Source organism: Marinobacterium alkalitolerans (assembly GCF_017776525.1).
Classification (GTDB): Bacteria; Pseudomonadota; Gammaproteobacteria; order Pseudomonadales; family Balneatricaceae; genus Marinobacterium; species Marinobacterium alkalitolerans.
This window is the reverse complement of record NZ_JACVEW010000004.1, coordinates 49,637-68,027: the sequence shown is the minus strand read 5'-3', so window position 1 is coordinate 68,027 and position 18,391 is coordinate 49,637. Positions and strand designations below refer to the sequence as shown.

The following is an 18,391-nucleotide window of genomic DNA, read 5'->3' as shown; positions in this document are numbered from 1 at the left end:
TGGATTGAATCAACACCTGCAGCCTCACTCAGTCGGAAGTCGCTCGAAACGAACGGCTATCGGCCCCGGCCGTTCCAGAAAACCGAGGCCGCCTTCAATCCTGCCCAGCGAGATCAGACCGTTGGCATAGCCAAAGTCGCGGTAGAAAATGGCCAGATTGCCCCAGGGGGCATAATAGGTCAGGTCGCCCACGCTGGGGTCCATGCCCTTGGGTGAGCCTTGAGTGGGGAGCGTAGCGGGCAGGTCGGCCACTTTCTCGGTCGCCGCATAGTCGGTCAGTGTCAGCGCCAACGGCAGCAGCTCTGCGAAGTGCCTGGCCGCTGGGGTGTCGGTCAGTGTCGCCGTCAGGCGCTGGTCTTCGTGGATAATGGCGATCTTCATGCTTCCTCCGGAAGGGTCGGCAAGGGCAGGCTCTGACATCCAGACCATGCAGAGCAGGCGTGCCAGCGGCCGCCAGGAGCCCTGTCTGTCTCTTTTCATCTGCGGCATCCTCCTATTCTCTGGTTGGTTCCGAATATCAGCCCGGTGGCCAGAGCTGTTCGCCCTGACCACCGGGGCAGTGCCGGTTAGTCTGCAGCCTTACTCGGCATGCAGCATGGTCTTGCAACCTTTGCGCACGGATTTCATCGGATTCTCCTTGTGCAGCAATGGGTTCATTGGCTGTCGAGCGTCAACGCCTCGGCAAAAAAGCGATCAAGCTTGTCGAACGGGATGACATCGGTGCGGTCGTACAGGTCGACATGGTTACTGCCCGGCACGACATACAGCTCCTTGGGCTCGGCGGCCGCTGCGTAGATGTCTTCGCTGTAGAAGCGTGAATGAGCGTGCTCACCCATGATCAGCAGAATGGGGCGGGGCGAAATCCACTCCAGCTTGTCCAGCAGCGGGAAGTTCATGAAGGACTGCATGGAGGTCTGGGTAAACTGGGTGATGGAGTTGGGGTGGTAGCCGCGTGAGCGGGAATAGAACTCGCCGAACTCGCGCCCGATCGGGTGTGTGTTGTCGTCGATGTCCAGCGGCGAACCGCGTTCGCTCAGTTCGGGGCGGCCGCTCTCGAATTCGGCCCAGCGCTGTTCAGCCAGACTGTCCAGCAGCGCCTTGCGGCCGTCTTCATCCAGCGAGCCGGCAAAGCCTTCTGCGTGCATGCGGGAAATGTCGTACATGCTGACGGTAGCCACGGCCTTGATGCGCGGGTCGACCTGCGCGGCGCTGAGGCCAAAGCCCCCCGAGCCGCAAATGCCGATGATGCCGATCCGGTTGCGGTCCACACCGGCACGTGTACCAATGAAGTCGACGCCGGCGTGAAAATCTTCCACGAACATTTCCGGCGATGACAGGTGACGGGGAAAGCCGCTGGAATCACCGTTGTAGGAAGGATCAAACGTCAGCGCAACATAGCCGCGTTGAGCCAGTTCGTTGGCATAAATGCCGGGACCCTGTTCCTTGACGCCGCCATAAGGGGCTCCAATCACCAGGGCGGGGTACTGCCCGGACGGGTCAAAATCGGTGGGCAGGTAAAGTTCACCGGCCAGCTCTATGCCAAAACGGTTCTTGTAGGTTACGGCCTTGCGCGTCACCTTCTCGTTCAGATTGAAAATATGATTACCCATGTCAGCCTCCGTATCGCGGTCTGGCAGTTTGGTTGATAAGAGGGCTCAGGCGGCTTGCACCCAAGAGGTGAGCCGCTAGCCAGTGATTGACATTCTGGAGGGGCGGAAGCCGCGAGCGGTATAATGATCCCGTCAAGTTATTGCCTGATTCTCCAAATCGGCGGATTTTCTTTAGACAGCACATGCGCGCTGGCTTACTCTTTCATGACCTGATAATTGGAGGACTGCATGCCCGTGAAACGCCAGTACGAGCACCCGGTTGGAGCCGCGCTTGCACCACACTCCCGGACGCTGTGTGCCGTGATTGATCAACTGATCCGTGGGCACGAAGATGTGCAAACGCCGATCGACAACCTGGCGCTGTTTCGCCGTGAAAGCGTCACTGAACCCTGCGACTGTGTGGTTGAGCCCAGCGTGGTGCTGGTGGTGCAGGGGGTGAAGCAGTTGCTGATCGGGGATAAGGCCTATGAGTACGACCCGGATCATTTCCTTCTGAACTCGCTGGACCTGCCCGCCAAGTCCGGTGTGCTGGACGCCTCACCGGATAAGCCCGCGCTGGGACTGGTGTTCAAGCTGGAGCTGAACATCATGGCCGAACTGATCGCCCAGTACAGGCTGTCGCCGCCGCGTGAGCGAACCCGTGAAGACTGTGCCTATATCGGCCAGTTGACGCCTGAATTGCTGGAGCCTTTTGCGCGCCTGCTTAATCTGGTCGGCAAGCCGGACGATATCGCCGTACTGGAACCCTTGATCAAGCGCGAAATTCACTACCGGCTGCTCAAAAGTGATTTGGCCGCCAGCCTCTGGAAAGTGGTCGCGGTGGGCAGTCAAAGCCAGAAGGTTGCGCGTGCCATCGACTGGATCAAGGCCAACTACAACAAGCCGCTCAAGGTCGATCAGCTTGCGGCCCATGTGCAGATGAGCAGCTCCAGCCTGCACCATTACTTCCGTCAGCTCACGGCCAAGAGCCCGCTGCAGTATCAGAAGTGGCTGCGACTGAGTGAAGCCCGGCGCCTGATGCTCAGTGACGGTCTGGATGCGGCCCGGGCCAGTTTTATCGTGGGGTACGAGAGCCCGTCCCAGTTCAGCCGTGAATACAGCCGCTTCTACGGCACACCGCCAAAGCGGGATATTGAAAACCTGCGTCAAAAATCGAGCGGCATCCATCAGGCCAGTGCCTGAAGCAACGCCCTGTGGCAGCTTGATGCATCTCTTTTGTCTGCGCCCTCAGGGCAGAGTACCATTTCAAACCAGTGACACAGCGCCGTTCATCATCCGGTGCCGTGTAAATCCTCGGCATTTCACTTGGCTACTGGTGTGTATATGCGAAAAAAACGGCTACTCCTCGCCCTCCCGCTCCTGCTGACTGCCTGCGCGACCACACCGCCTTCCAGCGTGGAAAATGCCTGCCGGATCTTTCGCGAGAAGCCCGACTGGTTTGATGCCTCCCTGGCCGTCGAAAAGAAATATGGCCTGCCGGTTCAGGTACAGCTTGCGATCATGCGGCAGGAATCCAGCTTCAAGCACAATGCCGCCCCGCCACGCGAGACGTTTCTGGGCATTCCCCTGTGGTGGCGCGAATCCAGCGCCTATGGCTACGCTCAGGTGAAAGACGAAACCTGGGACTGGTACAAGGACAAGACGGGCAACTGGGGCGCTGATCGCGATGAGTATGACGATGCGGTCGACTTCATGGGCTGGTACGCCGACATGTCGCAAAAGACCCTCGGCATCTCCAAATGGGACGCCTATAACCAGTATCTGGCCTACCACGAAGGACACGGAGGCTGGCAACGGAAAACCTACAACAGCAAGGGCTGGCTGGTCAGCGTCGCCCGCAAGGTGGATGCCAACGCCCGGATGTACGGCGAACAACTCAGAGGCTGCAGGCACCGGCTGAACTCATCCCCCTGGTGGTGGCCGTTTTAAACCACAAAGCGGCCATGCAGCAGGCATGGCGCGTGGGCCTGTTGGCCGTTGTGGATAACGAACATCGTATCTATTTGATTTCACACAGTATATTTATCAACAGTGCTTGGTTATGCTCGTTTTGCCACATCTTCATGCTCATTTACCACTGGCGATCAGTAGAAAATTGGTCCAGTATCAAGAGATTATGGAAAGGTCGCTGTGGGATACTGCGCACAGCAAATCATAAAAATGCGCATGCCCGTTTTCACTGGAAGAGAATGGCTGTGATATCTCGATTTATCCCTTCTCTTCAAGTGCTTAGGTCATCTATCCCGGTCTTTGGCTGGGAGCAAAACACGCATGCGCAGTATTAAAATGTTAAAAAGGAGAAGTCATGGACATCCTAAAGGAGTTCGAGGATGACGCTCGAATCGAAAAGCAAGATGGAACAGTAGTCGGTCCATATAAGGCTTCATTTCCCGGCAAGACCATCTTCATTCTGGATGAGAAGGCAGATGTAGAAGAAGGCGACGTAATTCTAAGGGAGCTACCCAGTGGGAAGGATGAGCGTTGCATAGTCACTGATGCCACATTCTACAAACGTGGTGTTGCCGGCATGGGAGCGCATTTCCAAATTAAGTATCGTAAAGGCGGACAATCTGAGATGCAGAAACCTGGGCACACCATCAATATTCATGGCGCTCAATCAGTCCAGGTCGGCGACCATAACACTCAGAATATTGTGAATTCGTTTGAGACCCTGGTGAAGAAAATCGAGTCTGCTGACCTCCCACCAGAGCAAAAGGAAGAAGCCAAAGGAATGCTCCGCAAACTACTGGAGCACCCCGCTGTTGTATCCGTCATCGGCGCTGCGGCTGGGGCCGTTTTTTAACAAGTGCAGGCACGGCGACGCCTACTACATTGCGCCTTCGGCTCCATTCCGTAGGCGCGCATGCTGCAAGCGTTAGGTGATTGAATGGGATTCTTCAGAATCTTCAAGAAGAAAAGGCCCAAGTCCGATCAAGAGTTTGATGATTACGCAAAAAACGCTATGGCTGACTTCCAGCAAAATGATTTTCTGGGAAAAGCGGCGGAAGCGGGTCATAAAGCTAAAGCTGCCGTCAAAGCTAAGCAGTACGATGAGGCTTGGGGTTTCTATCATGATCAGAAATCTTTCTACATGCAGCACGCCAACCGATTAGGCTTTACTGCTAAGCAAGCAGTCGCGCTTGATGCCAGCGTTCATGAAGACATGGCCAACATTCTCAGGCTGGAAAATAAGCACGAGGATGCTCTTGTTCATATCGTCTATTGGATTTTGGCTGGTTCTGATCGGCCATTGAAGCGCCACCAGCAAAAGCTGCAAAGCTATTTCAATAGATGCAAGCTTAAAAATACCACGCCGTCTGAGGCAGCAAGAATCATCGATGCACAGACCAAAATGCCAGATTTTAACCTCGCAAAATCGATAGTGACTGATTGGGTGTCTCGTGGTTAATCACCTAACAAGTGGCTGTTGGCGGACGCTGTAGTTCCCCCGGTTTATTGGCCCCGCCCATCTTTTTTAGTTAGTAAGGCGTTAATGTCTCCTTTTGGCCAACACCAGAACTTTTCAAATTCGCCAGACTAACCACCGCCGGCCAATCCAAACGCAGCATCTGTGCAACCGCCTTACTCACTCTGCAGTGCCAGTACCGGGTTCAGCCCGGCGGCGCGCCTTGCGGGCAGCACGCCTGAGATCAGCCCGACCATCGCCGAGAGCGCCAGTGCCAGCAGCAGGTAGAAGGGGTCAAGCTGGATGGGCAGCCCGGGAATGCCCAGCGCCAGTGCAGCCAGTGCCAGGCCGCTTAGCAGAATGCCGGCCACACCGCCCAGCAACGACAGCAGCACCGCTTCACCCAGAAACAGCCACATCACCTGCCGGGCGGTGGCGCCCAGGGCGCGCAGCAGGCCCACTTCAGCGCGCCGCTCCTGCACGCTGGTGACCATGATGGTGACGATGCCGATGGCGCCGACCACCAGTGAAATACCGCCCAGCCCGCCGACGGCCAGTGTGAGTACGGCCAGAATCCGGTCCAGGCTTTTGAGCATTTCATCCTGAGTGATGAGGGAGAAGTCTTCCACGCCGTGTCGGCTGATCAGGCGCTGGCGGATCAGCTCTGCCATGGCATCGGCGCTGATGCCGGCACGGTAGGTCACATCAATCTCCATCAGGCCGGTGCGGTTGAACAGGCTCAGGGCGCGTTCGACCGGAATGTAGACGATATCGTCCAGATCGAAGCCCAACATCTGGCCTTTCTCGGCCATGACGCCGACCACCCGGTAGCGTTCGCCGCCCACTCGGATGAACTGGCCCAGCGCGTTCTGCTCGGCGAACAGCTCCTGTTTGACCTTGTGGCCCAGCACCGCCCAGGGCTTGGGGTAGCCGCTGCGGCTGTCCGGCAGAAACCGGCCCTGCGCGACTTCAAAGCGCCAGGCACGGGCCATATCGCTGCCCGAGCCGATGATATCGGTGTAGCGCACGCGGCGGCCAAATTCGATTGCGCCGCTGCCCTGTACCACGGGCACTACATACTCCACGTGGGGGAGTTGCTGCAGGCTGTTGGCATCCTCTACCAGCAGCGGGCGAGTGCTGGCCAGCAGGCCGCCGGTGCCGCCGGTCTGGGATTTGCCCGGGTTGATGGCGACGATGCGGCTGCCGAACTGGGAGAAGTTGTCCAGCACGTAGAGGCGCACACCTTCCCCCAGTGTGGTCAGCAGCACCACGGCGCAGATGCCGATGGCGATGCCGAGCACGGTCAAGGCGCTGCGCATGCGGCTGGCGTGCAGGGTGCGCAGGACGAGGCGCAGATAATCAGGACTGCGCATGGGTGAGCCCCTTTAATGCCAGTACCGGCGGCAGGCGGGCCGCCTTGCGTGCCGGCAGCCAGGCAAACACCAGTGCCACGCCCAGCGCGAGGGCGATGGCTCCGAGCAGTGCCCACAGGGGCACGGACACCGGGAACTCGGGCCACATCCAGTGGGCGGCGCCCAGCAGGGCATAGCCGGTGCCGACCCCCAATGCCGAGCCCAGCAACGCCATCATCAGTGCTTCGCTCAGGAACAGACGGTGCACCTCGTTTTCGCTGGCGCCGAGTGCTTTCAGCAGCCCGATCTCGGAGGTGCGCTGGGTGACACTGATCAGGGTGATGTTCATGATCAGAATACCGGCCACGATCAGGCTGATGGCGGCGATGGCGCCGACCGACAGTGTGAGCAGCTTGAGAATATCGTCAAACACGCCCAGCAGGCTGTCCTGAGTGATCAGAGTCACGTCACGCTCGCCCTGATGGCGGGCCTGTATCAGTTGCAGGATCTGGGGCTTGGTACTCTCGATCAGGCTCGGGTGGCGCACCTGAATGAACAGGCGGAACAGCCCTTCGGTGTTGAACAGTTGCTGGGCGCTCGCCACCGGAATAATCACCGATTCACTCATGTCCGTACCCAGCGAAACCCCGCGCTCGGCCATCACCCCGATGACGCGACAGCGACGGTCGGCGGTGCGCAGCCAGCGCCCCAGCACCGGTGCCTGGCCAAAAAGACTGTGCCGGACCTCGGCTCCAATGACGCAGACCGCTTCGGCCCGGTCGAGCCGCATGGCGGGCAGGGGGCGGCCCTGTTCCATCTCAAGCTGGCGCATCTGAAAAAAACGCTGGTTGGTGCCGACCACCATCAGCTCCCGGTTACGGCCTTCGGCTTCCACCTGGGTCAGGCCCACCACCAGTGGCGCCACCGAGGCGATGCCGGGCAGTGACTCCACGGCGCGGGCATCGGCCAAGGTCAGGTCCCGGGTGCCTTCACCGGTCAGCGGCGGAATGCCGCCACTGGTTTCCTTGCGTCCGGGCAGCATGATCAGCACATCGCTGCCCAGCAGGTTGAATTCGTTCAAGACGAAACGGCGGGCCCCTTCGCCCAGTCCGGTTAGCAGCAGCACGGCGGCGACGCCCACGGCGGTAGCCAGCAGTGTCATCAGGGTCCGAAACCACTGGCCGGTCAGCAGGCGACCGTTGAAGCGCAGCAGGTCAGCCGGGCGCATGACGCTCGTCCTTCAGCAGGCAGCCGTCCTGCATCCACAGCCTGCGGTGGGCGCGGGCACCCATGCTGGCGTCGTGCGTGACCATCACCAGCGTGATGCCCTCGGCGTTGAGCTCTTCCAGCAGTTCGATCACGTCGCGCCCGGAATGGCTGTCCAGATTGCCGGTGGGCTCATCGGCCAGCAGCAGGCGGGGCTTGCGGATGACGGCGCGGGCGATGGCCACACGCTGGCGCTGACCACCCGAGAGCTGATGCGGCAGGTGGTCGGCATGGTGGGACAGGCCGAGGCGTTCCAGCAGGGCACCCACGGCGGGCTTACGTTCTGCCGGGGCGGTGCCGTTCAGCACCAGCGGCAGCTCGATGTTCTCCCGGGCACTGAGCCGGTCGATCAGGTGATAGGCCTGAAACACGAAGCCGATATGGCGGTTGCGCTCGGCCGCGCGGCCTTCTTCGGACAGGGCGGTCATTTCGCGTTCGTCCAGCCAGTAACGGCCGCTGTCCGGGGTATCCAGCAGGCCGAGCATGTTGAGCAGGGTGGACTTGCCGGAGCCCGACGGCCCCATCACGGAGAGATATTCGCCGGCGTCGATGCTCAGGTCCACGTGATCCAGCGCCTGCACCGGCTCGCCACCGAGCTGGTACACCTTGTTCAGCTGCTCAAGGCGGATCATGGCGCGGGCACCACCCGGGCGCCGGCTTCAGCCCCTTCGGTGTCCAGTGCCTGCAGAATGCGGTCGCCTTCGCTCAGTCCGTCGAGCACCTGGGTCCAGGTCCAGTTGCCCAGCCCGGTAGTCAGGTCGACCGCTTCCAGCGTTTCACTGTCAGGGTCATAGCGCAGTACCTGATTGCCCTGCAGCAGGGTTTCGGTGGGCACGCGCAGGGTGTTTTCCTGGCGCTCGATGATCACCTCAACGTCTGCGCTGTAGCCGACCAGCAGATGGGCGGACTCGGGGGGCGGCGTGAAGCGAACGTCCACGTCCACGGTGCGTGCCTGCTTTTCCTGCTCCGAGACGAAGGGGGCGATGCGCTGCAGTTCGCCCGGAAAACTCTGGCCGCGGAAGGCGTCCAGCGTGATCCGAACGGGTTGTCCGACCACCAGCCGGGAGGCTTCCACCTCGTCGATGGGGGCACGGACATACAGGCAGGTGTCGTCGATCAGATCGACGGCCGGTGGTGTGGGAACGCCGGGCGGGGAGGGCGTTACGTATTCGCCCACTTCACCGTTGATTTCGGCAACGATGCCGTCAAAGGGTGCCTTGAGTATGCGGTCGTCAAGCAGGACCTGATTCAGTTGCAGGCTGGCTTCGGCCTGATCGCGCATGGCCTTGGCTTCAGCGCAGGCCAGTCGGGCGCGGCGGGCTTCGGTCTGGCGCTGGTCCAGCAGTTCTTCCGAGGCCAGCTGGTTGCGTGCCAGCGACTCGGCGCGACGGGATTCGCGCTGCGCCAGTTCGGCCGTATCGCATGCGCTCTGGGCCTGAATGGAGCGGGCGTTCAGGACTGCGGCCGCTTCTGCAGTGCGGGCACGCAGGTCGTCACTCCAGAGTTCCAGCAGGGGCTGGCCCTGTTCAACGCGATCCCCTTCATCGACCAGCAGACGGTCAACGCGGCCCCCCTGGGGCATGGACAAACGGGAACGGCGGCAGGCCTTGATGGTACCGGCACGGCTGTTGGCCGCGATCTGTTCGACTGTCCCGGTGCTGACGGTGGTCAGTTCAACCTGAACGGGGTCCGGGCGGTTGAGCAGGTAGAAGGCGGTGGCGATCAGGCCCAGTGTGAACAGGCCCCAGAACAGCTTTTTCATCCGGTATGCTCCTTGCGGTACGGATGCAGTATAGGCAAGGGCGCCGGGGCCGGGCTTGATCGGGCTCAACCCCTTGGGCGCATGTCCGTACGGTGCAGTTCAATTCCGCGGTCGCGACAGCGGGCGTAGTTGTCCCGTGTGGCGGCCAGGACTTCGGGTGTTTGCACCACGATTTCGACAATGCGTTCAAAGTCGAATGCGGCCTCGGGCAGCTTGGCCGAGAGGTTGACGAACACCTGACGATGCTCGGGCAGCTGGTCGCCCCAGCCGATCTCGATGGGGGAGTCGGGCTCCCCGCCGAGTAGCACGTGGGGCACGAAGCTGTCCGGGCGGGCGGTCCAGAGCTGCTGGTCCAGCCGCCGGGCGTCGCTTTCATGTTCGGTGCTGATGAACACCCTGAGGCCGAGCCCCAGGATTTTGTCACACAGCCGGCACAGGAAAGCGGCCCGGCTGTCCGGGTCGCTGTCCGGCAGGATGTAGTAATCGGCGCGGGACAAGGGGGATCAGTCCTCGTCCTGTGCCTGTTCAGCCAGATCCAGAAGGTACTGGCTCAACATGGGTACACAGCGGCCGGTGGCGCCTTTTTCCTTGCCGTTGCTGTTCCAGGCCACGCCGGCGATATCCAGGTGTGCCCAGCGGTACTCTTCGGTAAAGCGGGACAGGAAGCAGGCTGCGGTGATGGTGCCGGCTGAACGGCCACCGATGTTGGCCATGTCGGCAAAGTTGGAGTCCAGCAGTTCCTGGAACTCGTCCCAGAGGGGCAGCGGCCAGCCGCGGTCAGCCGCGTAATCGCCGGAGTCCAGCAGGGCGCCGGCCAGCTCTTCGTCGTTGGACAGGATGCCGGTGGCGTGATGGCCCAGTGCGATAATGCAGGCACCGGTCAGGGTGGCGATATCCACCACGGTTTCCGGCTCGTACCGGCCCGCATAGGTGAGTGCGTCGCAGAGCACTAGTCGGCCTTCAGCATCGGTGTTGAGAATCTCGACCGTCTTGCCGGCCATGGTGGTGACGATGTCGCCCGGCTTGGTGGCCTGGCTGCCCGGCATGTTTTCGGCTGCGGCCACAATGCCCACCACGTTGATCGGGAGCTGCATTTCGGCCACGGCTTCCATGGCACCGAATACGCTGGCGGCACCGCACATGTCGAACTTCATTTCGTCCATGGCCGCACCGGGCTTGAGGCTGATGCCACCGGTGTCGAAAGTGATGCCCTTGCCGACCAGCACGTGCGGTTTCTCGTCGGATTCGCCGCCGTTGTATTCCATCACGATCAGGCGAGACGGCTGGGCACTGCCGCGGCCAACGGCCAGCAGGCTGTGCATGCCCAGTTCGGCCATTTCGTCTTCATCGAGGATGCGGGTGTGAATGTCGTCAAACTCTTCGGACAGGGCTTCGGCACGCTCGGCCAGATAGACCGGGGTGCAGATGTTGCCGGGCAGGTTGCCCAGTTCACGGGCGGTGCTCACGCCGTTGGCGATGGCGACACCGTCCAGCAGTGCGCCTTCACCCAGTTCGGTGTCCTCTTCGGACAGCAGGATCTGCACGTTTTCCAGCTTGGCCGGATCGGCTTTCTTGCTCTTGGTTTCGTCGTACTGATAAAAGTCGGCCGATACCCACTCCACCAGCTGGCGGGTGGCACGGTAAACATCATCACGGTAGCTGGCACAGCCATCCAGTGCGAACGCTGCCGAGGTGATGCCGGACTGTTTCAGGGTCGCGGTGATCGCCTTGACCAGCTTGCGGTAGTGGCGGTCCTTGCGTTCCTTTTCGGTGCCCAGACCCACCAGCAGGACGCGGCGTGCCTTGATGCCGGGCACCTTGAACAGCAGCAGTGTCTGGCCCGCTTTGCCGGCAATATCGCCGTTTTCAACCAGTTCGGTCAGGTAGCCGCCGGATGCCTTGTCCACGGTTGCGGCAGAAGGACAGAGGGCGCCCTCTGCTTCCAGGGCAACGATAAGGCATTCGGTTTCCAGTGATTCAACACTGCCGTTGATGATCTCAAAATCCATGACGACTCCGTACAAGACATTGCAGACTGATTGCGCGATAATGCGCCCACTCATACGCATGGCTGCCCGCTGAAAACGGCAGCGGTGGTGGTAGGCGCGTCCCATCACATGTGTACCGCGCACTATAAACCATTTCTCCGATTGGAAACCATGGCGGCGAAAGGGAATCTGTTTTGATCATCTTCCGATATCTGGCACGTGAGGTGCTGATCACCACCACGGCGGTTACTGCCGTGCTGTTGCTGATTATCAGCAGTGCCCGCCTGATCAAGTATCTGGCCGAGGCAGCCACCGGCCGTCTCGATGCCGACTTTGTTTTCTGGGTCATGCTCTGGCGTATGCCCGGCTTCCTTGAGCTGCTGCTGCCCCTGGGGCTGTTTCTGGGCATTCTGCTGGCCTTCGGGCGGCTCTATCTGGACAGTGAAATGGTGGTGTTCCGGGCCTGTGGGATCAGCCAGAAACGGCTGGTGCTGCACGCATTGGGGCCGGCAACGCTGATTGCGGGGCTGGTGGCCCTGCTGTCACTCTGGCTGGCACCGGCCGGTGCCGCCAAGACCGAGGCCATCTTCAGTATTCAGGAATCGCGCAGCGAACTGGAAATGCTGACGCCGGGCCGCTTTCTGTCCCAGACCGGCGGGCGTCAGGTGACCTACGCGGAATCCTACGATGCCGAGTCCGACCAGCTGGAAGAGGTCTTCATTGCCCAGAGGGACGAGAACGGCCAGCCGGTGGTGTTGATGGCCGAGCGCGCCGAACGGCAGTTGTTGCCCGAGTTCGAGGGGCGTTTCCTGGTGCTGGAAAACGGCTATCGCTATGACGGTGAGCCCGGCCGGCATGCCTACAGTCGTACCGAATATGAGCGTTACGGGATCAAACTGCCCGAGGCGCGTCTGGCCACTGAAATTACCGAGCTGGACGCCATGCCGACCTCCGTGTTGATGCAGAGCGAGAATCTGGCGCAGCAGGCGCGTTTCCACTGGCGCCTGTCACTGCCGGTGCTGGCGTTTATCGTCACCATGATCGCTGTTCCCATGAGCCGAACCAATCCGCGTCAGGGACGCTTTGCCAAGCTGATTCCGTCGATCATTGTGTATCTGTTGTACCTGTCTTTACTGACCAGTACCCGTTCAGCGGTGGAAGACGGTGACCAGCCGATCTGGGTGTTGTGGCTGGTGCATGCTGCCTTCCTGGCCTTTGCAGCCAACCTGATTCTGGCCGAGCGTTTCTGGGAGCGCCTGTGGAACCGTCTGCCCGGCATGCCGAAACTGCGCGGGAGGGCCGGTTGATGTTGATGCTTGAACGTTACATCGGGCGCCATGTGTTGGGCGCCATTATGGCGGTGCTGCTGGTGGTCGTGGGGCTGGATCTGATCTCGGCCCTGCTGGAGCAGCTGGATGATGTGGATGACACCTACAGCCTGGGTGAAGCACTGCAGTACCTGGCGCTGACGGCACCGCGTCGTCTGTATGAATTCATCCCCCTGAGTTCGCTGGTGGGGTGCCTGATCGGGCTTGGGCTGCTGGCTACACACAGCGAATTGACCGTCATGCGTGCGGCGGGTTTTTCCACCGGTCGCATCCTGCTGGCCGTGATGAAGCCGGTTCTGTTGCTGGCGGCGCTGGCACTGGTGCTGGGACAGTTCATTGCGCCCCATACGGAGCAGAAAGCGCAGAGCTTCAGGGCACTGGCGCAGTCCGGTGGGGGGGCTCTGAGTTCAAAATATGGTATCTGGCATCGGGAAGGCCCTCTGTTTATCCACATCAACGCGGTTGAGCCCGGCGGTGTTATCCACGGGGTGACGCGCTATCGCTTTGCGGAGGACAACCAGCTTGAGTGGTCCAGTTTTGCCGTGAAAGGGCGCTATGACGATGAGCAGTGGGCACTGGAACAGGTTCAGACCACTCGCTTTACCGATCTGGGGACTGAGGTTGAGACGCACGAACAGGAGCGCTGGAGCAGCGGCCTGACACCGGACCTTCTGTCCGTCATCGTCGTGGATCCGGTGGATCTGTCGATCAGCGGACTCTGGTCCTACTCGGCGTATCTGGAAGAGCAGGGCGTCAAGGCGGACAGCTACCTGCTGGCGTTCTGGGGCAAGCTGCTGCAGCCGCTGGCGATTCTGGCGCTGGTGCTGATCGGCGTGTCCTTTATCTTCGGGCCACTGCGCAGCGTCACCATCGGCCAGCGTATCATTGCAGGCGTGGTGCTGGGGCTGGTGTTCAAGTTCGCGCAGGACCTGCTGGGACCGGCCAGTACCGTTTTCGGCTTCCCGCCGCTGGTGGCGGTCGCCGTGCCAATTGCGATCTGCGCCGGCACCGGGGCCTGGCTGTTGCGTCGGGCCGGCTGACCGGCTCAGCCCTTCGCTTTATCCTTCTTTTTCTTCTCCGGTTTGGGCAGCTGCACCATGCAGGTGCCCGACCAGCGGTCGTGCAGACACAGGCGCTCGTCCGTGACCAGCATCCACAGGAAACCGATCCCGAACAGGCCCAGTGAGGGGATGGCCAGCAGGAAACGAACCAGTGCCTGGCTCCAGCTCATACGGCCGCCGGCCAGGGTTTGCACCCGCAGGCGCCAGGCCAGCATGCCCAGCGTTTGGCCGTTACGGGTCCAGAAGAAGCCGAAGAACAGGAAGGTGGCGCAGAACAGGGCGGAGTTGAACAGGGCCACGGCGCTGGCCGGGCTGGTTTCAATGCTGATCGCCTCGCCATCGTTCAGAGCAACACTGATTGCACCTATCACCATCCAGAGTGCCACGATCAGCAGGCTGTCGTAGATCATCGCCATCAGGCGCTTGATGAAAGAGGCGGGCGCGGTTTGGGAGAACTCCTGTTTGAACGGGCGGTGCATACAGTCGATTCCTGATTCATGCAGTGAATAATGGAACCGGATTGTAGCACCCCAGCCGGGGCCGGGCTAAGCCCGGCGTGGCAGGGATCAGGTACGGGGGAGGCGGAACAGCGGGCGAAACCAGGTGCCGACAAAGCTGCCCGCAAAGGCTGCCACCAGCCACAGCCAGCCGTGCAGGCTGCCGGACGCGATGCCGCCGAAAAAGGCACCAATGTTGCAGCCAAATGCGATGGTGGCGCCGTAGCCGAGCATCAGGCCGCCAAGAATGGCCGCGACCCACTGCATCAGCGGCATTTTCCAGCTCAGGGAAAAGCGACCGGCCAGGGTTGCAGCCACCAGCGCACCCAGAATGACGCCGATGTTCATCAGGCTGGCACTGTCATCCAGTACACCACCCATCAGGGCCGTATCACGCCCGGGCATCAGCCAGTAGCCCCAGAAGTCCACATCCAGCCCCAGGTTCATGGCTTCTGCCGCCTTGGCGCCCCACAGCGGGTACGCCAGCGCGACCGCCCAGGGACGACCGATCATGGCCAGAGTGGCAAAATTCAGAACGGCCAGTGCCACGGCACCCCAGATAAAGGGCCAGGGGCCGCTCAGCAGTCGGCGAGACAGCGGTTGATCGGCGCCGGCATCATCCGCTTCCACTGCGCCGTGGCGGCGTTTCTCAATCGCACGGGTCAGCAGTGCGATGGCGGCAAAGACCGCCAGGTTGAGTGCAATGGCGGGGGCCAGTCCCAACAGTTCGATCAGGTCGACCGGGGCCAGCGAGGGCTGGGTGGTCCACCACTCATAATCATGGGTGGCCCAGAGCGCACCGGCTGCAAAGCCGATCATGCTGGGAATGGCTCGCAGCTGGCCGCCGCCGGCGTGGTACAGGTTCCCCGACGCACAGCCATTGGCAATCTGCATGCCGATACCGAAAATAAAGGCACCGAAGACAACCGAAACACTCAGTGGTCGGACGAAGCCAAACACCTGCTGGCCAAAGAGTTCGCCTGCCGCGAGGGCCGGGAAGAACAGGCAGACGGCAACGGCGAGCATCAACATCTGTGCCCGGATGGCACGCCCGCGACCGGTGGTGACGAATGTGCGCCAGGCGGTCGTGAAGCCGAAAGAGGCGTGATAGAGCGCCACGCCGAGGGCCGCGCCCAGCAACATGACCAGACCCGAATGCTGTCCCTGATTCTGGGCAAGATACGTGAACAGTCCCGTCAGTGCGGCAATCGAAGCCGCCAGCGCCACCGGTTGGCGCAGCAGAGGGGAGGCGTTTGTAGCCGTGAGAGTAGGTGCGGACATAGGCATCAAGGCGATTGTTTAACTGGTTAAAGGATGCGCATTTTAACCTCTGCTAATATGCGCATCCAAGAATATAATCGAACCAGTTATTCGATACGGTTATAACCGTTGGGCCTGTCCGCGAGCGGAATTACTGCTGGAAGGGCGTAACGTATTCCTGTTTGTATTTGTCCGCCAGGGCTTCGGCCTGTTTCAGCTCTTCACCGTCGAGCTTCAGCTTCAGGCGGGTTTCGATGGTCGCGGCAGTGCTGTTGCCCAGTACGGCAGCGTTATGCATCCAGGCGTAGGCAGCGATGTCATTGTCAACGCTGTTGTCCTGACCATGGTTGTTTGAATACAGGGTGCCGAGGAAGAACATGGCTTCCATGTGTCCCTGCTCGGCCGCCTTGCGGTACCACTCTTCGGCCAGGGTGTAGTTCTGTTCTACGCCGGTGCCGAAGTTAAAGCAGCGGCCCAGATTGTGCCAGGCGGCGACCACATTCTGCTCGGCGGCCTTGCGGTACCACTCAATGGCCTTGTCACTGCTGCGCTCGACGCCATAACCGAATTCATACATTTCGCCGATGCGGTTCTGAGCGTCACCGTCGCCGTTGTTGGCCAGCGGCAGCAAACGGTCAAATTCGACCTTGTAGGCTCGGTTCTTGAGGGCGCGCAGGCTGTTCACGCTTTCCAGATGCCCCTGGCGTGCACCCTGCTCATACAGACGCTGGGCACGCTCGGTGTCTTTCTCGACACCCCAGCCGTTTTCGTACAGATTGCCAAGCAGGTTCATGGCGGCGGGATCCCGGGATTTAACCAGCGGTTCCAGTTCACTCTGGGCCTTGCCGTAATCACCGGCGTCGATAGCACGCTGTGCTGCGTCAATGCTGGCAGCAAAAAGGGAGGTGGTGTGCAGAGAGAACAGCAGCCCGGCCGCTGCGAATAGTGCGGATTTGTTCATTGAAGCCATGCCTTCATCATCATACTTGATGCATTCAGGAAGTCGTCGAGACGGCTTCCGCCGAAAAGTGTTTCAAAAAAACTACAGCAAGAACGGTTGTTGTATCGCCCCGGGGTGACGATAATGATGTTAACCCCCGCCACTCAGGGCTTGCCTGTATTATTAAGGTGGTTCTAATGTACAATTGTACATGAAAAGGTGTGTTCCACGCACCTGAACCTGCCCCTCGATCAGACCTTTTTATACGACCTGGAAACCCAACATGCTGAAAAAAATGACTATTCGAAGCAAGCTGATTATCGGCTCGGTAGTGCCGATTCTGGGCCTGCTGCTTGTTGTTGTCACCTCATTGCTTGAGCTTGAGCGGGCTAACAGTGGTATCGATGAACTCTATCAGGAGCGGATTGTACCGCTTGAGATGTTGAAAAATGTTGCGGACAACTATGCCGTCAACGTGATCGATACCGTGAACAAGGTCGACAAGAGTCTGATTCCGGCAGAGCAGGCGCTCAAGCAGGTCACGGAAGCCAGAGATGCCATTCAGTCCAACTGGGAAGCCTACCTTGAACTGCAGGCATCCGGGGAAGAGCTTCGACTGATCAACGAAGCCAAGGAGCTGATGGCGGTGGCAGATGCATCTATCAGTGCCGTTATCGAGCGCTTGAGCGAAATGAGCGGCCTCACCTACGGTGAAATGTACGGCTTCAATGGCGACCTTTATAAAACCGTTGATCCTATCAGTGACAAGGTGGCCGAGCTGGTCAATCTGCAGTTGCACGAAGCCGACATGACACGTCAGGAGCTGCGCAGCAACTATGAGCGACAGCTGGTGTTTCAGATCGCACTCGCCGGTGCCATTGTGGTGGCTCTGGTGCTGCTGAGCGTGCTGATCTATCGCTCCATTCGTGGTCCGCTGGATCATCTGCAGGGGGTTATGGATCAGGTTGCAACCCAGTCTGACTTGCGCCTGCGCGCCAACGTGGAAGGCAAGAACGAGCTGGGCCATATCGCGGACAGCTTTAACAGCATGCTGCAGCAGATGCAGACACTGGTGGGCGAGATTTCAGGTGCGACGACTCAGCTGGCCTCGGCGGCCGAGGAGATGAGCAGTGTCAGCAGCCACTCCAGCCAGGTGATCAACCGCCAGCGTGCGGAAGTGGAGCAGGTGGCAGCCGCGATGAACGAGATGGTCGCGACCGTCCGTGAAGTGGCCGGCAGTGCCGAGAATGCTGACGTGGAAGCCAAGAATACGCTGGAGGCTTCGGATAACGGCAACCGTGTGGTCAACAGTGCTGTCGCGGCGACTTCGGAACTGGTAAGCCAGGTGGCCCGTGTGGCCCAGGAACTGGCGGTTGTAGAAAAAGACAGCGAATCCATTGGCTCGGTGATTGATGTCATCAACGCGATTGCTGAACAAACCAACCTGCTGGCCCTGAACGCGGCGATTGAAGCGGCACGTGCCGGTGAGCAGGGGCGTGGCTTTGCGGTTGTTGCCGATGAAGTGCGCTCTCTGGCCCAGCGGACGCAGGAGTCCACGGCCGAAATTCAGCAGGTAATTGGTCGCCTGCAGCGTGGTACATCCACCGCTGCCACTGCCATGCAGGATAGTCAGGAGCAGGCGGAGCAGACCGGAAGCCGCGCTGAAGAGGCGGGAGAAGCGCTGCACCTGATCGCGGAGGCGGTCAAACGTATTACCGACCTGAATGCTCAGATCGCCAGTGCCTCTGAAGAGCAGAGCAGTGTTGCAGAAGAGATCAACCGTTCACTGGTGGCGATCAACGACGGGGCGCAGGAATCGGCGTCCGGCGCATCGCAGACGGAGTCTGCCAGTCAGGAGCTTTCACGTCTGGCAGCAAGCCTGCAGGATATGGCGGGACGGTTCCGGGTGTAACCCCGGAAC

Annotated in this window: 18 protein-coding genes; 7 read left to right on the top strand and 11 right to left on the bottom strand. The window is 60.3% G+C overall.

Going from position 1 to position 18,391, the window contains the following annotated elements; genetic code table 11:
- Positions 1-24: 24 nt before the first annotated feature.
- The gene (locus tag H9C73_RS03715; protein ID WP_209286450.1) at positions 25-480 is read right to left on the bottom strand and encodes a cyclophilin-like fold protein; all 456 of its coding nucleotides are present in this window, start codon (positions 478-480) and stop codon (positions 25-27) included.
- A gap of 173 nt (positions 481-653) precedes the next feature.
- Positions 654-1,610: an alpha/beta hydrolase gene (locus H9C73_RS03710; RefSeq protein ID WP_209286449.1), complete on the bottom strand. Its 957-nt coding sequence runs from the start codon at positions 1,608-1,610 to the stop codon at positions 654-656.
- 228 nt (positions 1,611-1,838) lie between these two features.
- Between H9C73_RS03710 and H9C73_RS03705 the strand changes: the two genes are divergently transcribed.
- From H9C73_RS03705 to H9C73_RS03690, 4 genes are all read left to right on the top strand, one after another.
- Complete coding sequence (locus tag H9C73_RS03705; RefSeq protein WP_209286448.1) at positions 1,839-2,792, top strand: AraC family transcriptional regulator; 954 nt, start codon at positions 1,839-1,841, stop codon at positions 2,790-2,792.
- A gap of 141 nt (positions 2,793-2,933) precedes the next feature.
- Positions 2,934-3,539: a transglycosylase SLT domain-containing protein gene (locus tag H9C73_RS03700; protein ID WP_209286447.1), complete on the top strand. Its 606-nt coding sequence runs from the start codon at positions 2,934-2,936 to the stop codon at positions 3,537-3,539.
- Between the two features lie 376 nt (positions 3,540-3,915).
- Entirely contained in the window at positions 3,916-4,413 is a 498-nt protein-coding gene (locus tag H9C73_RS03695) for an RIP homotypic interaction motif-containing protein (RefSeq protein WP_209286446.1), read from the top strand.
- An 84-nt stretch (positions 4,414-4,497) separates the two neighbouring features.
- Positions 4,498-5,019, top strand: coding sequence for a hypothetical protein (locus H9C73_RS03690; protein ID WP_209286445.1), 522 nt, complete (start codon positions 4,498-4,500; stop codon positions 5,017-5,019).
- A gap of 173 nt (positions 5,020-5,192) precedes the next feature.
- Here the strand turns inward: H9C73_RS03690 and H9C73_RS03685 are convergent, their stop codons facing one another.
- From H9C73_RS03685 to H9C73_RS03660, 6 genes are all read right to left on the bottom strand, one after another.
- Complete coding sequence (locus H9C73_RS03685; protein ID WP_209286444.1) at positions 5,193-6,389, bottom strand: ABC transporter permease; 1,197 nt, start codon at positions 6,387-6,389, stop codon at positions 5,193-5,195.
- Entirely contained in the window at positions 6,376-7,596 is a 1,221-nt protein-coding gene (locus H9C73_RS03680; protein ID WP_209286443.1) for an ABC transporter permease, read from the bottom strand. The genes H9C73_RS03685 and H9C73_RS03680 overlap by 14 nt, the downstream gene beginning before the upstream one ends.
- Positions 7,583-8,266: an ABC transporter ATP-binding protein gene (locus H9C73_RS03675; RefSeq protein ID WP_209286442.1), complete on the bottom strand. Its 684-nt coding sequence runs from the start codon at positions 8,264-8,266 to the stop codon at positions 7,583-7,585. The genes H9C73_RS03680 and H9C73_RS03675 overlap by 14 nt, the downstream gene beginning before the upstream one ends.
- A complete protein-coding gene (locus tag H9C73_RS03670) occupies positions 8,263-9,396 on the bottom strand; it encodes an efflux RND transporter periplasmic adaptor subunit (protein ID WP_209286441.1) in 1,134 nt (377 codons plus the stop codon). The genes H9C73_RS03675 and H9C73_RS03670 overlap by 4 nt, the downstream gene beginning before the upstream one ends.
- Before the next feature lie 65 nt (positions 9,397-9,461).
- Positions 9,462-9,893: a DNA polymerase III subunit chi gene (locus H9C73_RS03665; RefSeq protein WP_209286440.1), complete on the bottom strand. Its 432-nt coding sequence runs from the start codon at positions 9,891-9,893 to the stop codon at positions 9,462-9,464.
- A gap of 6 nt (positions 9,894-9,899) precedes the next feature.
- Positions 9,900-11,405, bottom strand: a complete 1,506-nt coding sequence (locus tag H9C73_RS03660) for a leucyl aminopeptidase (protein WP_209286439.1) — start codon at positions 11,403-11,405, stop codon at positions 9,900-9,902.
- 173 nt (positions 11,406-11,578) lie between these two features.
- Here H9C73_RS03660 and lptF point away from each other — a divergent pair, with 173 nt between their 5' ends.
- The gene (gene lptF / locus H9C73_RS03655) at positions 11,579-12,691 is read left to right on the top strand and encodes an LPS export ABC transporter permease LptF (RefSeq protein ID WP_209286438.1); all 1,113 of its coding nucleotides are present in this window, start codon (positions 11,579-11,581) and stop codon (positions 12,689-12,691) included.
- Positions 12,691-13,752, top strand: coding sequence for an LPS export ABC transporter permease LptG (gene lptG, locus H9C73_RS03650; RefSeq protein ID WP_209286437.1), 1,062 nt, complete (start codon positions 12,691-12,693; stop codon positions 13,750-13,752). The genes lptF and lptG overlap by 1 nt, the downstream gene beginning before the upstream one ends.
- Positions 13,753-13,757: 5 nt before the next feature.
- Here lptG and H9C73_RS03645 read toward each other — a convergent pair whose 3' ends face one another.
- The 3 genes from H9C73_RS03645 to H9C73_RS03635 form a co-directional block, all read right to left on the bottom strand.
- A complete protein-coding gene (locus H9C73_RS03645; RefSeq protein WP_209286436.1) occupies positions 13,758-14,252 on the bottom strand; it encodes an RDD family protein in 495 nt (164 codons plus the stop codon).
- Positions 14,253-14,339: 87 nt separating this feature from the next.
- Positions 14,340-15,551 carry a YeeE/YedE family protein gene (locus H9C73_RS03640; protein WP_209286435.1) on the bottom strand — a complete coding sequence of 404 codons (1,212 nt, stop codon included), beginning with the start codon at positions 15,549-15,551 and terminating at the stop codon, positions 14,340-14,342.
- Between the two features lie 130 nt (positions 15,552-15,681).
- A complete protein-coding gene (locus tag H9C73_RS03635) occupies positions 15,682-16,500 on the bottom strand; it encodes a tetratricopeptide repeat protein (protein ID WP_328797933.1) in 819 nt (272 codons plus the stop codon).
- A 253-nt stretch (positions 16,501-16,753) separates the two neighbouring features.
- On the opposite strand from H9C73_RS03635, the gene H9C73_RS03630 reads away from it, so the two are divergent.
- Complete coding sequence (locus H9C73_RS03630) at positions 16,754-18,382, top strand: methyl-accepting chemotaxis protein (protein ID WP_209286434.1); 1,629 nt, start codon at positions 16,754-16,756, stop codon at positions 18,380-18,382.
- Positions 18,383-18,391 lie beyond the last annotated feature (9 nt).